General features: G+C 76.8%; 12 protein-coding genes. 7 read left to right on the plus strand and 5 right to left on the minus strand.

The genetic code is table 11. The annotated features are described in order from the left end of the window. Nucleotides 1–57: 57 nt before the first annotated feature. The 5 genes from V9U69_RS12625 to V9U69_RS12645 all read left to right on the plus strand — a co-directional run bounded on the left by V9U69_RS12625 (nt 58) and on the right by V9U69_RS12645 (nt 6,112). Nucleotides 58–1,254 (plus strand): Gfo/Idh/MocA family protein, encoded by a 1,197-nt coding sequence (locus V9U69_RS12625; protein WP_337062172.1) that lies wholly within the window; start codon nt 58–60, stop codon nt 1,252–1,254. A gap of 10 nt (nt 1,255–1,264) precedes the next feature. Continuing rightward, a complete protein-coding gene (locus tag V9U69_RS12630) occupies nt 1,265–2,272 on the plus strand; it encodes a sugar phosphate isomerase/epimerase family protein (RefSeq protein WP_337062173.1) in 1,008 nt (335 codons plus the stop codon). 84 nt (nt 2,273–2,356) lie between these two features. Next, nucleotides 2,357–4,645 (plus strand): diguanylate cyclase domain-containing protein, encoded by a 2,289-nt coding sequence (locus V9U69_RS12635; protein WP_337062174.1) that lies wholly within the window; start codon nt 2,357–2,359, stop codon nt 4,643–4,645. A gap of 73 nt (nt 4,646–4,718) precedes the next feature. Then, nucleotides 4,719–5,228 carry a CAP domain-containing protein gene (locus V9U69_RS12640; RefSeq protein ID WP_337062175.1) on the plus strand — a complete coding sequence of 170 codons (510 nt, stop codon included), beginning with the start codon at nt 4,719–4,721 and terminating at the stop codon, nt 5,226–5,228. A gap of 212 nt (nt 5,229–5,440) precedes the next feature. Then, a complete protein-coding gene (locus V9U69_RS12645) occupies nt 5,441–6,112 on the plus strand; it encodes a hypothetical protein (protein ID WP_337062176.1) in 672 nt (223 codons plus the stop codon). A gap of 48 nt (nt 6,113–6,160) precedes the next feature. Here the strand turns inward: V9U69_RS12645 and V9U69_RS12650 are convergent, their stop codons facing one another. From V9U69_RS12650 to V9U69_RS12660, 3 genes are read right to left on the minus strand one after another with little or no spacing between them, the layout of a single operon-like run. Further along, the gene (locus V9U69_RS12650; protein ID WP_337062177.1) at nt 6,161–8,365 is read right to left on the minus strand and encodes a YhgE/Pip domain-containing protein; all 2,205 of its coding nucleotides are present in this window, start codon (nt 8,363–8,365) and stop codon (nt 6,161–6,163) included. Beyond that, complete coding sequence (locus V9U69_RS12655; RefSeq protein WP_337062178.1) at nt 8,365–9,084, minus strand: ATP-binding cassette domain-containing protein; 720 nt, start codon at nt 9,082–9,084, stop codon at nt 8,365–8,367. Before V9U69_RS12655 ends, V9U69_RS12650 begins: the two co-directional genes overlap by 1 nt. Then, nucleotides 9,081–9,749: a TetR/AcrR family transcriptional regulator gene (locus tag V9U69_RS12660; protein WP_337062179.1), complete on the minus strand. Its 669-nt coding sequence runs from the start codon at nt 9,747–9,749 to the stop codon at nt 9,081–9,083. The genes V9U69_RS12655 and V9U69_RS12660 overlap by 4 nt, the downstream gene beginning before the upstream one ends. A gap of 170 nt (nt 9,750–9,919) precedes the next feature. Here V9U69_RS12660 and V9U69_RS12665 point away from each other — a divergent pair, with 170 nt between their 5' ends. Continuing rightward, nucleotides 9,920–11,854, plus strand: coding sequence for a VanW family protein (locus tag V9U69_RS12665; protein ID WP_337062180.1), 1,935 nt, complete (start codon nt 9,920–9,922; stop codon nt 11,852–11,854). 193 nt (nt 11,855–12,047) lie between these two features. Next, the gene (locus tag V9U69_RS12670; protein WP_337062181.1) at nt 12,048–13,181 is read left to right on the plus strand and encodes a GGDEF domain-containing protein; all 1,134 of its coding nucleotides are present in this window, start codon (nt 12,048–12,050) and stop codon (nt 13,179–13,181) included. On the opposite strand, the gene V9U69_RS12675 is transcribed toward V9U69_RS12670, so the two are convergent. After that, complete coding sequence (locus V9U69_RS12675) at nt 13,094–14,158, minus strand: PLP-dependent cysteine synthase family protein (RefSeq protein ID WP_337062182.1); 1,065 nt, start codon at nt 14,156–14,158, stop codon at nt 13,094–13,096. The two genes, V9U69_RS12670 and V9U69_RS12675, sit on opposite strands and share 88 nt — an antisense overlap. 107 nt (nt 14,159–14,265) lie before the next feature. After that, on the minus strand, nt 14,266–14,580 hold the full coding sequence (locus V9U69_RS12680; protein ID WP_337062183.1) for a hypothetical protein: 315 nt from the start codon (nt 14,578–14,580) through the stop codon (nt 14,266–14,268). Nucleotides 14,581–14,615: the final 35 nt, after the last annotated feature.

Below are 14,615 nucleotides of genomic sequence, written 5' to 3' on the forward strand. Positions count from 1 at the left end.
TGTTCCCGGAGCTGAACCGGATCAGTACGATCGCCGCGACGACGAGGAGGTCCTTCAGTGTCCGATCCCGGAACGCACGAACTGCCCGAGCTGGGTGTGGCCGTCGTCGGCCACTCCTTCATGGGCGCCGTCCACTCCCACGCCTGGCGCAGCGTCGACCACGTCGGCGAGCCCCGCTTCCGCACCCGCCGCGTCGCCCTGGCCGGCCGCGACGCCGGCCGCGCCACCGCCGCGGCCCGCCAGTTCGGCTGGGAGGAGGGCGTGGACGACTGGCGCTCCCTGCTGGAGCGCGACGACGTGCACGTCATCGACGTGCTCACCCCCGGCGACAGCCACGCCGAGATCGCGATCGCCGCCCTGGAGGCGGGCAAGCACGTCATCTGCGAGAAGCCCCTGGCCAAGACCGTCGAGGAGGCGCAGCGGATGACCGAGGCTGCGCAGGCCGCCTCCGCCCGCGGCGTGCGCAGCATGGTGGCCTTCAACTACCGCAAGGTGCCCGCGATCGGCCTGGCGCAGCAGCTGGTCGCCCAGGGGCGCCTCGGCGAGGTCCGGCAGGTGCGCGCGCTGTACCTGCAGGACTGGATCGTGGACCCCGAGTTCCCGCTGACGTGGCGCCTGCAGAAGGACCGCTCCGGCGCCGGCGCGCTGGGCGACATCGGCTCGCACATCGTCGACGCCGCCCAGTTCATCACCGGCCAGAAGCTGGTGGGCGTCAACGGCACGCTGGAGACGTTCGTCAAGACCCGCCCGCTGGAGGCGGCCCGCACCGGGCAGAACACCGGCCTGGGTGCCGAGGCCTCCACCGAGCGCGGCGAGGTCACCGTGGACGACGCGGCGGTCTTCTTCGGCCGCGGTGACGGCGGGGCGCTGATGACGTTCGAGGCGACCCGCATGGCGCTGGGCCGCAAGAACGGCATGCGCATCGAGGTCAACGGCTCGCGCGGTTCGCTCGCGTTCGACTTCGAGTCGATGAACGAGCTGTGGTTCTTCGACGGCGACCTGCCCGACGCGGAGAACGGCTTCCGCCGCATCCTGGCCACCGAGCCGGAGCACCCGGGCGTGGCGAACTGGTGGCCGGCCGGGCACGGCCTGGGCTACGACCACCCGTTCGTGCACGAGCTGCAGGAGTTCCTCGGCGCGATCGCCGACGAGCGCGACCCGTCGCCGTCCTTCGCCGACGGGCTGCAGGTGCAGAAGGTGCTCGAAGCCGTGCAGCGCAGCGCCGACAACGCGTCCGCCTACACCGAGATCTGAGGAGACGACGATGCCTCGTCCCGTGACCCTGTTCACCGGCCAGTGGGCCGACCTGCCCTTCGAGGAGGTGTGCCGGCTCGCCTCCGAGTGGGGGTTCGACGGGCTGGAGATCGCCACCTGGGGCGACCACCTGGACTCCACCCGCGGTGCCCGCGACGACGACTACATCGCCGAGAAGAAGGCCGTGCTGGACAAGCACGGCCTGAAGGTGTGGACGATCTCCTGCCACCTGGCCGGGCAGGCCGTGTGCGACCTCATCGACGAGCGCCACAAGGACATCGTGTCCGAGGCCGTGTGGGGCGACGGCGACCCCGAGGGCGTGCGGCAGCGCGCCGCGGAGTACGTCAAGGACACCGCCCGCACGGCCGCGAAGCTCGGCGTGAAGACCGTCACCGGGTTCACCGGGTCCTCGATCTGGCACACGGTGGCGATGTTCCCGCCCACCCCGGAGTCGATGGTGGAGCGCGGCTACCAGGACTTCGCCGACCGCTGGAACCCCATCCTCGACGTCTTCGACGAGGTGGGCGTGAAGTTCGCCCACGAGGTGCACCCGTCCGAGATCGCCTACGACTACTGGACGACGAAGCGGGCGCTGGAGGCCATCGGGCACCGCGAGGCGTTCGGGCTGAACTTCGACCCCAGCCACTTCGTGTGGCAGGACCTGGACACGGTCGGGTTCCTGCGCGACTTCGCCGACCGGATCTACCACGTGCACTGCAAGGACTCGCGCAAGCAGCTCGACGGCCGCGCCGGGCGGCTCGGCTCGCACCTGCCGTGGGCGGACTCCCGCCGCGGCTGGGACTTCACCTCCGTCGGGCACGGCGACGTGCCGTGGGAGCTGATCTTCCGCGAGCTGAACAACATCGGCTACCAGGGCCCCACCAGCGTGGAGTGGGAGGACGCCGGCGTGGACCGCCTGCGCGGCGCCCCGGACGCCCTGGCCTTCGTGCGCCGCCTCGGCGAGCTGTTCCAGCCCCCGGCCGCGGCGTTCGACGCCGCGTTCAGCTCCAAGGGCTGACCCGCTCAAGGCGGGCCGCCTCCCGGCCGATCCCGTGGCGTGGTGCACCGACGTGCGGTGCGCCCCGACGGGCACGGTCGGGAGGTGGTCGCCCTGAGCACCGCGCGACCCCTGGTCGCGCCCGTGGGCGAGCCCGCCGTCCTGGGCCGTCACCCGTGGTTGCGCCGCGCCGTCTTCGCCGCCCTCGCGGTGCTGGCGGTCCTCGCCGGGCACGTCGCCAAGTTCCCCGACACCCTGCCGGTGCTGGCGCCGCTGCCGGCTGTGGCGGTGCTGTGGCTGGCGGGATCGCCCGGGCGCCGCGCGCGGGCGCTCGACGCGGGCGCGCTCGTCGCCGTCGCGACGGGCGCCCTGCACGCCACCGGCCTGCCGGTGGCGGGCGCGTGCGTGCTCGCCGTCGCCCACGCCGTGCTCGGCGGCGCCAGCGCCCGGGCCTACCGGGTGCTGCGGCCGTCCGGCCTGGAGTTGCGCGCCGCCCGGGACCTGCTGGTCCTCGCCGCCGGCGCCGGGACCGGGGCGGTCGCGTCCACCCCGCTCGCCCTGCTCGCCTTCGCCCTCCTCCCCGGCCGGTTGACGCCCCCCGACGGCCCGCAGTGGCTGCTGCACGCCTCCGTGAGCGCCTTCCTCGTGGTGGCGGTCGTCCTGCAGCTGGGGGGCCGGCCGACCGGCGAGCGCCGGGACGCCTCGACGCTGGAGCGCTGCGGCATCGCGCTGGCGCTCGCGCTGGTCTACGCGCTGTCGTTCTGGGTCCTGCCCGAGGCCGCTGCCGTGCTCAGCCTGCTGCCCGTCCTCGTGTGGATGGCGCTGCGCGAGTCGCTGCGGGCGGTGACCGCGCACCTGGTCGTCGCCGCGAGCGCCGTGGTCGTCGCCGTCCGGGTGGGCCACCACCCGTGGACGGCGTTCCCGCACGACGTCCAGGTCCTGACGGCCGCGGCGTACGTGGGGACGGTCGCCCTCACCGCGCTCGTCATCGCCCTGTTCCGCGCCGAGAACCAGCGCAACGCGCGCCGGGCCCGCGAGCAGGCCGACCTGCTGACGGCGGTGTTCGCCTCCATCAGCGACGCGGTGGCCGTGCTGGACGCCCGCGGGAACCTGCTGCTGCGCAACCCGGCGGCCGAGGCCCTGTTCGGCGACCTGGACGTCCCCGGCATGGCCGAACCCGACTCGGAGAACGGCTTCTTCGGCGGCGACGGCACGCGGGTCGCGCGCGAGGACCTGCCGGTCGCGCGGGCCCTGCGCGGGCACGACGTCGACGGGGCGGAGGGGCGTCTGGTGACCCCGGCCCACCCGGCCGGCCGTCTCGTGAGCGTCAGCGCCCGCCCGCTGCCGGTGGCGCCGGGCGCCCCCTGGAGCGGCGGGGCCGTCGCGGCCCTGCACGACGTCACCGAGGTGCGCGCGGCGGCCGACGAGGTCGCCCGCGCCCACGACCTGTTCGCCGCGGTGCTGGACGCCGCCACCGAGCACGCGATCGTCGCCGTCGACACCACCGGGCGGATCACCCTGTTCAACGAGGGGGCCGAGCGGATGCTGGGCCGCACGGCCGAGGAGGTCCTCGGGAGCGAGGTCCTCGACCTGCACGATCCGGCGGACCTGGAGGAGGTGGCCCGGCAGCTGGGCGTCGCCGGTGCCGCGGAGCTGTTCCGCCACGCGGAGGCGGCCGGCCCGGTGACCGTGCGGTGCCGCTACCTGCGCGGTGACGGCAGCCCCGTCGCGGTGAGCCTGACGTGCGCGGCCATGCGCGACGGTGACGGCCGGCTGACCGGCTACACCAGCATGGCCACGGACATCACCGCCCAGCTGGCGGCCGAGCGGCGCCTCGCCCACCAGGCGCTGCACGACGCCCTCACCGGCCTGGCGAACCGGACCCTGCTGCAGGACCGCGTGGAGCTGGCGATCGCGTCCGCCGCCCGCGGCGGCGGGCGCCTCGGCGTGCTCTACCTGGACCTCGACGGGTTCAAGGCCGTCAACGACGCCGCCGGCCACGAGGCCGGGGACGCGCTGCTGCGCGAGGTCGCGCGCCTGCTGCGCGGCTGCGTGCGCCCGGGCGACACGGTCGCGCGCCTGGGCGGGGACGAGTTCGCGGTCCTGTGCCCGGGGCCGGTGGGGGAGGCGGACCTGGTGGCCGTCGGTGAGCGCGTCCTGGACCGGCTGCGCGCCCCGGTGCGGCTGCGCACGACGGGCGCGAGCCTGGACGCCGCGGTCGGCGCGAGCATCGGCGTGAGCACCGGCGACGGCACGTCCACGGTGCGGGTGCTGCTGCACGAGGCGGACGAGGCCATGTACGCGGCGAAGCGCTCGGGCAAGGGGCGGGTGCGCGTGCACGGGGGTGCGGTGGGGGACCCGGTGCCCGCCGGCGAGCGCGCCGACGGGCCGTGACACCACCGCACGGCTCTGTGGCCTGGGTCACAGGTGTTTCGTGGAGATCCTGTGACCTGGTTGGGTCGAGGTCATGACGACGTCCCCCCGCCGCCAGCGCACCACCACGCTCGCCGCCACCGCCCTCGCCGCCCTGGCGCTGGGCCTGACCACGGCCGCCCCCGCGTCCGCCGAGGAGCTGCTCCCCACCGCCCCCGCCCCGCTGCCCGCGGGCGCCCAGCTCGTCCTGGACCGCACCAACGACGCGCGCACCGCCGCCGGGTGCGCCCCGCTGGCCGTCGCTGAGGCCATGACCGACACCGCCGCCGGCCACAGCGCCGAGATGGCGGCCGGGCGCCGCATGAGCCACGTCGGCGCCGACGGCAGCACGCCGCGCCTGCGCCTGGCCGCCCACGGCGTGCGGCCCTGGCGCACCGCCGAGAACGTCGCCTACGGCTACGACGCCGCCTCGGTCGTCGACGCCTGGCTGGCCAGCCCCGGCCACCGCGCCAACATCCTCGACTGCCGCCTCACCCACGTCGGGATCGCCGAGGCCGCCAGCCCCGTCGGGCCGTACTGGACGCAGGTGCTCGCCGGCTTCTGACCGGCCCCGCACCCCCCCGCACCGCCCCTCCGGCACCTCGCCGGTCACCTCTCCCGACCACCCCGGCCCGGGGTGCGCGACAGGCTCCAGCGCGCGCTCCGGGCCGGCTGGGGGCATCCTGCACGGGCGGGTGGGCGCCCGGGGAACCGGGCGCGGACGGGGTGCGTCGGACCGGAGGCGCACCGAGCGCAGCAGCCGGGGAGGACGCCGTCGTGTCGGGACCGACGTCGCAGGTTCGCGCCACCGCACCCCGCGGTGCCCGCGCGCTGCAGGTCCTGTGCGCCGCCCTGGGCGTGGTCCTCCTGGTCCTGCTGGCGCTGCTGACCCTGCAGAACCTCAGCGGCACCGGCCGCCTGGTGCCCGTCGTGCGCGCCGCGGACACCCCCGTCGGGGCCCTCGCCGCGGCACCCGCGCCCAGCGCGCCCGTCACCACCCCCACCGGCGGCGCGCCCGCCGTGGGAGCCACGCCCGCCGCGGACGCCGAGGCCCTCGCGACCCTGCGCCGGCTGCGCGCCCGGGGCCTGGCCGACCACCCGCCGCAGGGCCAGTGGGTGGCTCAGCTGGCCGCCAAGAGCATCGGCACCACCGACCCCGGCCAGCGCGCCGCCAACGGCAGCAGCACCTTCTACGCCGCCGACATCCTCGCCCAGACCCGGCGCATCGCCTCCGGCATCGCCGGCGGCGACGTGTTCGTCCTCGCCAGCACCGACTTCGGCGAGCGCGCCGTCGACGCCCGCGGCAACCCGTACTGGACCACGTTCGCGGACGGCCCGTTCGCCGCCGCCGCCGACGTGCGGGCCTGGTGCGACAGCGTGTTCGCCGCCGTGCCCGAGAGCGAGCGCGCCAACGCGTGCTTCCCCCGGCAGCTCACCGCGCCGGACTGACCGGCCCCGGGCGGCCTCGCCCGCGCTGGGCTCCCGGGGTGGAGCCCGTCAGAGGCTGAGGCTGGGGTGCAGCTCCGCCACCGTCCAGGTGCGGCGGCGGTGGCAGGCCAGCACCGTCACCGCCAGCCCCAGCACCGCGAAGGCCGCCAGCACCGCCGCGTCCAGCCGCACCGCGCCCGCCGAGCCGCCGGCGACGAGGTGCCGCAGGCCGTCGGTGGCGTACGTCATCGGCAGGTACGGGTGGATGGCGCCGAAGAACGCCGGGGAGGTGGCCACCGGGTAGGTGCCGCCCGCCGAGGTGAGCTGCAGGACCAGCAGCACCAGCGCCACCAGCCGGCCCACGCCGCCCAGCAGCGCGTTCAGGCCCTGGTGCAGCGCCGTGAACGCCACCGCCACCAGCGCGGTGAACGCCACCGTGGCGAAGGGCGAGGGCGACTCGATGCCGACGGCGATCAGCAGCACCGTCATCAGCACGACCGCCTGCAGCACGCCCAGCACCGCGCCCGGCAGCAGGCCGGCGAGCGCGGTGCGCAGCGAGCCGGCGGTGGAGGCCAGCGCCCGCGGCGAGACCGCCCGCAGCACCATGTACGTGACCATGCCGCCCACCCACAGCGCGACCGGGACGAACAGCGGCGCCAGCCCGTCGCTGTAGTGGGGGACGGCGTTCTCGCGCACCCGCTCGGCCTCGACGGGGGCGGCGACGACCCCGGCGCGCTCCGCGGCGTCCTCCTCGCCGTGGGAGGGCACCTCCTCCTGGCCCTCGCGCAGCTGCCCGGCCAGGGTGCCGGCGCCCAGCGCGAGCTGACCCGTGCCCTCGGCGAGGTCCCCGGCGCCCGAACGGGCCTGCGAGGCACCGCCCACCAGGGCGCCGGCGCCGTCGTCGACGCGCGCGGCCCCGGCGGCCAGCTCCGCGGCGCCGTCGGCGGCGGAACGGGCCCCGGCGGCCACCCGCCCGGTCCCGGCGGCCAGCCCGGCGGCGCCGTCGTCGGCGGCGGCCGCGCCGTCGCGCAGGGCCGGGGCGGCGTCCGCCAGCGAGCGCGCCCCTCCGGCGACGCCCGCCGCGCCCGCGGACAGCTCCCGCGCACCGGCGGCGAGGCCGTCGACGCGGTCCTCGACCTGCTGGGCGGCGGCCGCCAGGTCGGCGCCGGCCAGGGCGTCGCGCAGCTGCTCCAGGCGCTCGACGGCGGCGGCCAGCTCCGCGTCGTCGGGGTTCGCCGCCGCGAGGGCGCGGGCGCGCTCGACCAGCTCGTCGAGGGCGGGCAGCGCCTCCTCGGCGGAGGCGCCCAGCTCGCCGACCCGGTCGGCGGCCGCCGCGAGCTCGCCGGTGGCCGCCTCCACCTGCGCGGCGCCGGCGGCGACGGCCTCGGCGCCGTCGGCGAGCCGGTCGGTCTGCGCGGGCAGGTCCGCGGTGCCGGTGCGCAGCCGCTCCAGGCCGGCGCTGAGGGAGGCCGCGCCGTCGGCGGCCTCGCCCGCCCCGTCGGCGAGGACGGCCGTGCCGTCGGCGAGGTCGCCGGCCCCGGCGCGCAGGGCGCCGGTGCCGTCGGCGAGCCCGGCGGCGCCGCGGCGGAGGTCGCCGAGGCCGACGACGAGCTGCTGGGCGCCCTCGTCGGCGCTGCGCGCCCCGGCGGCCAGGTCCCCGGCCCCGTCGGCGGCCTCGCCGAGGGAGTCGTGGATCGAGGTGAAGGCGACGTAGACGTTCTCCAGGACGTCCTCGGTGACCCCGGTGGCGACCTCGGTGCGGATCGAGGTGGCCACCGTGTTCGCGACCTGGCCCAGGACGTAGTTCTGGGCGTCGTCGGTGGTCACGCTCAGGCGCGCCCGCCGCGGGTCGTCCCCGCCGCCGGAGGCGAGCGCTGCGGAGAAGCCCTCCGGCACCCGCAGCACCGCGGCGTAGGTGCCGTCCTCCAGGCCGGCGGCGGCCTCGGCCTCGCCGGTGCGCTCCCACGTGAAGCCGGCGTCGGCGTCCGGTCCGGTGAGCGTGCGGACCAGGTCGTCGCCCGCGTCGAGGGTGCGCTCGGTGCCGTCGGGGCCGGTGACGGTGACGGGCTCGTCGGCGTCCACGACGGCGGCGCGCAGGTCCCGCAGCTCGCCCACCGGGTCGTGGTTGGCGGACAGGTACAGCCCGCCGTAGACGAGCGGCACCAGCACGACGGTCAGCAGCGCCAGCCGGGTGATGACGGCGCGCCGGAAGCGGGCCAGCTCCAGGCCGGGCAGGGAGAAGCGGGGCGGCGAGGGGCGGCGCGCGGCGGGCATCAGGCGTCCTGGAGGTCGAGGGTGAGGGTGTCGGCGTCGGCGCCGGGGGGCAGGTCGGGGTCGTCGGTGCAGCTGGCCACGACGGTCAGCGGTGCGGTGGAGGAGCGGCGCAGCGCGGTCAGCGCCGCCCAGGCGCGGCGGCGGTCCTCCACGCGCCGCAGGGAGTCCACGTCGTCGACGACGAGCACGTCGGGCCGGCCGGCGAGGGCGAGCACGACGCCCAGCGCCATGCGCTCCAGCGGGTCGACGTCGCTGACGAACTCGCGCCGGTGCAGCGCGGGCACGTCGGCGCCGGTCCCGGTGGCCCCGCCGAGGGTCCGTTCGACGCGGTCGAGCTGCTCGTCCACCTGCGCCCGGCCGACCCACGGGCGCCACCACGGCTGGTGCAGCGCGAGGCGCTCGGCGACGTGCTGCTCGACGGTGAGGGCGTCGTCGAGGTCGTTGACGCCGCGGACCTCGCCGAGGGCGGCGCGCCGGCGCACGGCGCGGGCGTGCGCGGGCAGGTCGTGGCCGAGGACGCGCAGCTCGCCGCCGGTGGGCCGCATCCGCCCGGCCAGGGTGAGCAGCAGCGACGTCTTGCCGCCGCCGGTGCGCCCGCGCACCACGAGCATCGAGCCGACGGGGACGTCGACGTCCACGCCGGTGAAGACGTCCCGGCCGCCGCTGCGCAGGCTCAGGCCCCGCGCGCGCACGGCCAGCTCGACGTGGCGGCCGGTCACCGCGCCGCCCCGGGGACGCTCGCCGGCGCGGAGAACGCCTCGAGCACGGCGGTGAGCAGGCGCACCTCGAAGGCGCGGCCGGTGCCGCCGGTCGCGGCGCCGGGGGAGGCGCCGGGGGAGGTGGCGCCCTCGTGCGCGGCGAGGACGGCGCGGGCGAGCTCGGCGGCGGGCGCGGTGGCCGTGCGGCCGGCGCGGGTGAGCCCCTCGTCCAGCAGCGGCCCGAACTGCGCCAGCAGCTCCTCGCGCGCGGTGGTGAGGACCTGCGCGGCGGCGGGGTTGCGCAGCGCCTGGGCGGAGAACTCCGCCCGCACGGCGAGCCACTGGCGGTCCACGGGCAGCAGCTCCAGCACGCGGGCGACGAGGTCGGGCAGGCCGGTCGTCTCGCCCGCGCGCGGCAGCCGGGAGCGCACGTGCTCCAGCACGCGCGCGGCCTGCTGGGCGAACAGGGCGGCCACGACGTCGTCCATGCTGGCGAAGTTGGAGTAGAAGGCGCCGCGGGTGAAGCCGGCTCGCTCGCAGACGCCCTCGACGCTGCTGCGGGCCAGGCCCTGCTCGGCCAGCAGGTCCAGGGCGGCGGCCAGCAGCCGGGTGCGGGTCTGCTCGCGGCGCCGGGTGGGGCGCGGGCCCTCACCGGGCGCCCGGTGCGGCGCGGGGGCGGTGGTCACGCGGCGAGGGTACCCGCGCTCGATGCACTCCGTATCCGATTCGTTCCGTCTCGGCTGCGCGGGACCGGTGCGGGTCGGGTCGAACCGGCGTGAGCACCCCCGGGCGGTGCTTAGGGTGGTCGGGGGGTTGCGCGGCGTGGTGCCGCGCGCAGCGAGCGGGGGACGAGCACGTGCACGATCGCCAGGACCGGCCGGCGCAGCAGGACGCGGCGGGCGGCCGCCGCCGCGGGCACCGCGGGCGCACCCGTCTCCTCGTCGGCCTCGGCGCCGGCGCCGCCGTCCTCACCGGCGGCTACGCGGCCGCCGCCCTCACCCTCGGCGGGCAGGCCCCCCGCGGCACCACCGTCCTCGGCACCGACGTCGGCGGCCTCGACCGGGCCGGCGTCGAGGCCGCCCTCGCCGGCCCCGCCGCCGCCGTCGAGGCCGAACCCGTCGCCGTGCGCGTCACCAGCCCCGCCGGCGACGTCGACGGCACCCTCGACCCGGCCGCCGCCGGGCTCGCCGTCGACGTGCCCGCCACCGCCGCCGCCCTCACCGGCCCCGCCTGGGACCCCCGCGAGCTGTGGCGGCACCTCACCGGCGGCGAGAGCGAGCGCCCCGCCACCGACGTCGACCGCGACGCCCTGCGCACCGGGCTGCAGCCCCTGGCCGGCGCCGTCGAGCAGGCCCCCGTCCAGGGCGCCGTCACCTTCGAGGTGACCCTCGGCGCGGACGGCGCCCCCGCGACCGTCGAGCCCGTGCCCACCGACCCCGCCCCCGGGCGCACCCTCGACGTCGCCCGCACCGCCGACGCCGTCGCCGCCGCCTGGCCCGCCGACGGCCCCGTCGAGGTCCCCGCGCGCGTCGTGCGTCCCGAGCTGGACGCCGGCGCCGTCGCCGCCGCCCTCGACCGGATCGCCCGGCCCGCCGTCGACGGCGACCTCGTCGTCGCCGGCGGCGGCCGCGAGGTCGTCCTCGCCCCGCCCGCCTTCGCGCCCGCCCTCGCCGTGCGCGCCGTCGGCGGCCGCGCCGCGCTCGTCGCCGACGGCGCCGCCCTGGAGGCCGCCGTCCTGGCCGCCGACCCCGCCTTCGAGACCGCCCCGCAGGACGCCCGCATCGAGGTCGACGGCGACGTCCCGCGCGTGGTGCCCGCCGTCGAGGGCACCGACGTGCCGCCCGACGCGCTGGCCGGCGCCGTCGTCGCCGCGCTCTCCCCGGCGCCGCCCACGGGCACCCCGTCCCCGGGCACGCCGTCCGCGACCGCGTCCACGCCCGCGCAGCCGGAGCGCCGCGCCGAGGTGGGCCTCGTGACCGCACCGCCCGCCCTGAGCACCGAGGAGCTGGCCGGCCTGGGGATCGTCGAGCGGATCTCCACGTTCACCACGAAGCTCACCTCCGACCGCGACCGCACCGAGAACATCCGCATCGCCGCCGCGGCGGTGGACGGCACCCTGCTGCGGCCGGGGGAGGAGTTCTCCATGAACGACACAGTCGGCGAGCGCACCCCCGCCCGCGGCTACAACCGCGCCGGCGTCATCTCCAACGGCCGCCTCGTCGAGGACTACGGCGGCGGCGTCTCGCAGCTGTCCACCACGCTGTTCAACGCGGTGTTCTTCGCCGGCCTGGACGAGATCGAGCACAAGCCGCACTCGTTCTACATCTCCCGCTACCCCGAGGGCCGCGAGGCCACGATCGACTGGCGCAGCATCGACAACCGGTTCCGCAACGACTCCGGCCACGGGGTGTTCATCACCGCCGGCATCAGCGGGAACCAGCTGACGGTGTCGATGTACGGCACGAAGCGGTGGGAGGTCGAGGCGCTGAAGAGCGCCCGCCGCAACATCCGCACGCCCCGCACGATCTACGACACCAGCTCGAACTGCTCCCCGCAGTCGTCGAACACCGGTTTCGACGTCACCGTCACCCGCGTCATGACGCCCGTCGGCGGAGGCGCCGAGCAGCGCGAGAGCTGGACGACGAGGTACAACGCGCAGAACCGCGTCGTGTGCGGGCCGGACCCGGCCACGGTGCGGCCCAGACCCACGCCGACCGCCACCGCGACGGCACCCACCTCCCCGTCCTCCTCCGCCACCGCGGACACCCCTGGCGCCGAACCCGCGGGCTGAGGAGCCGCCGGGCCCGGGAACCCCGGCGCCGGCCCGCCACCCGATCGGCGGATCACGCTCGGCGCGCCGGGCGCCGACGTCACCACCGGGGGCGGGTGCCCGCCCTGGCGGGGACGGACGGGGGACCGGCGTGAGCGAGCGGGGAGCAGGGCCCGGTACGGGCTTCCGGAGGGCCGGGCGGGACGTGCGCGACGTGCCGCTGCACGTGTGGCTGGAAGCCGACGTCCCCGGGAGCTTCGACCGGGAGACCACCCGGGCGCTGCCCCTGGCCGGGGCCGGGCTGACCGTGCTCTACCTCGTCTACCTGGCCGCGTCGCTGGTGGCGACCGCCCGCGGGCAGAACCCGGCCCCGTGGATCCCGGTGGTCCTCGGCGCCAGCGCCGCGGTCCTGGCCGGCTCCGCCCTCCTGGTCTCGCGCCGCGGTGAGCGGCTGGGCCGGCGGGTCCACGCGATCGCCGGCCTCGTGGGGCTGGTGCCGCTCGCGAACAGCGTGCTGCTGCTGGTGGGCAGCGCGGACCCGCGCGAGTCGGTGAACCTCCTGCTGATCGTCGGGGGTGCCGGCATGCTCCTGCTGAGCGTTCGCTGGTACGCGCTGACGGTGGCGCTGGCGTGGGCCGGGTGGCTCACCGCCGCCCTCGCCCCGGGAGCGCACGGGTACTCCGTGTTCGGGTTCGGGCTGATCGCCTCCACCGTGCTGTCCGCGGTCTCACTCGTCTCGCGGCGGCGGACGATCGCCCGCCTGGAGCGTGCCCGCGCCGAGGCCCAGCGGGCCGCCCTCGTCGACGCGCTCACCGGCGTCTACAACCGCCGCGGCATGGAGGTGCTCGCGCCGGCTCTGCTGCAGCGCGCCCAGCACGCCGGCGAGGTCACCGTCGTCGGTGTCGACATCGACGACATGAAGGGCATCAACGACACCCACGGCCACGCCGCCGGCGACGCCGCCGTCCTGGGGGCCGCGGACGTCCTGCGCCGCTCCACCCGCGTGCACGACGTCGTCGCCCGCACCGGTGGGGACGAGTTCGTCGTGCTGGTGGACGCCCCCGCAGGCATCGCCCTGCGCGAGCGGATCCTGGCGAACCTCGCCAGCCACGTCGCCGACAGCGACGAGCCGTTCCAGCTCCGGTTGTCGGTCGGGGTGGTGACGATGTCCTCCGGGATCGGCCTGGACACGCTGCTGTCCGCGGCCGACGCGGCGATGTACGAGATCAAGGTGCAGCGGCGCGCGGTGCGTGCGGAACCTCAGGACGGCGCGCCGAACAGCGGTTCCAGCCGCTCGCGCGCCGCGGCCACGTCCCAGCCGCGCGCGGCGACCCACGCGTCGTCGTAGTACGTGTCCGCGTAGCGGGAACCGTCGTCGCAGATGAGGGTGACGACGCTGCCGGGGCGGCCCTCGCGGCGCAGCTCGTGGACCAGCCGCAGCGCGAGGACGAGGTTCGTGCCGGTGGAGGCGCCCGCCCGGATGCCGGTGCGCTCGTGCAGGAGCCGCACCGCGGCCACGGACTGCGCGTCCGGCACGGTGGCCACCAGGTCGATGACGCCCGGCACGAACGAGGGTTCCACCCGCGGGCGGCCGATGCCCTCGATCGACGAACCCGGTGCGGTGACGGTGCGGGAACCGGTGCGCCACGCCTGCTCGAACGCCGAGCCCTCCGGGTCCGCCACGGCCAGGCGGGTGCGCCGGCGCGTGTAGCGGCAGTAGCGGCCGATCGTGGCGCTGGTGCCGCCGGTGCCGGCACCGACGACGATCCACTCCGGCTCGGGGTTCTCCTCCAGGGCCATCTGCCCGAAGATCGAGCAGGCGATGTTGTTGTTGCCGCGCCAGTCGGTGACGGTGGAGGCCATCGCGAACTGGTCCAGGTAGTGCCAGCCGTCCCGGGCGCCGAACTCCTCGGCGACGGCGTACACCTCGCCGGGCCGGTCCACCAGGTGCAGGCGCCCGCCGTGGTGGCGGATCAGGTCCAGCTTGGCGGTCGCGGTGCTGCGCGGGACGACGGCCACGAACTCCAGGCCGAGCATCCGCGCGAAGTACGCCTCGGACACCGCGGTGGAACCGCTGGAGGCCTCCACGAGCGTGGTGCCGGGACCGATGTCGCCGTTGGCGAGGCCGAAGAGGAACAGCGAGCGCGCCAGCCGGTGCTTGAGCGAACCGGTGGGGTGCGTGGACTCGTCCTTCAGGTACAGCTGCACGCCCCACGACGGCGGCAGCGGCAGCACCCGCAGGTGCGTGTCGGCGCTGCGGTTGGCGTCCGCCTCCACCAGGCGCACCGCCCGGTGCACCCACGCGCGTCCCTCGTCCCCGCTCACCCCGCTCACCCCGCTCACCCCATCCACCCGCTGCCCCCCACCCTCGGTGATCAAGGAAGTTGCAACTTCCTTGATCACCGAGGGTAGGGGGTGCGGGAGGGGCGGGGTCAGTCGTCGGCGCGGACGGGCCAGAGGTCCAGCTCGACGCGCAGGCCGGGCAGGGCCTGCTCCAGCTCCTCGCGCAGGCGCTCGCCCTCGCTGGCGTACCGCTCGCACGAGCCCGGCGAGTCCCACCCGCACAGGTCGGCGGGGTGGTGCTCGTCGAAGTACTGCTGCCAGCGCAGCAGCCCCGTGCGCAGGGTCTCGTCCAGGCCCAGGTGGTCCAGGTGGGTGGGCGAGAGCACGAACGCCCCCACGGAGGCGGGCGCCCACACGGGGGTCGGTGCCTCGTAGTCGCTCATCAGCCGCAACCGGTCGAACACGAACACGAGGGTAAGACCTGGTGACGGGTGCCCCC

This window comes from Kineococcus sp. G2 (genome assembly GCF_037154035.1).
Classification (GTDB): domain Bacteria; phylum Actinomycetota; class Actinomycetes; order Actinomycetales; family Kineococcaceae; genus Kineococcus.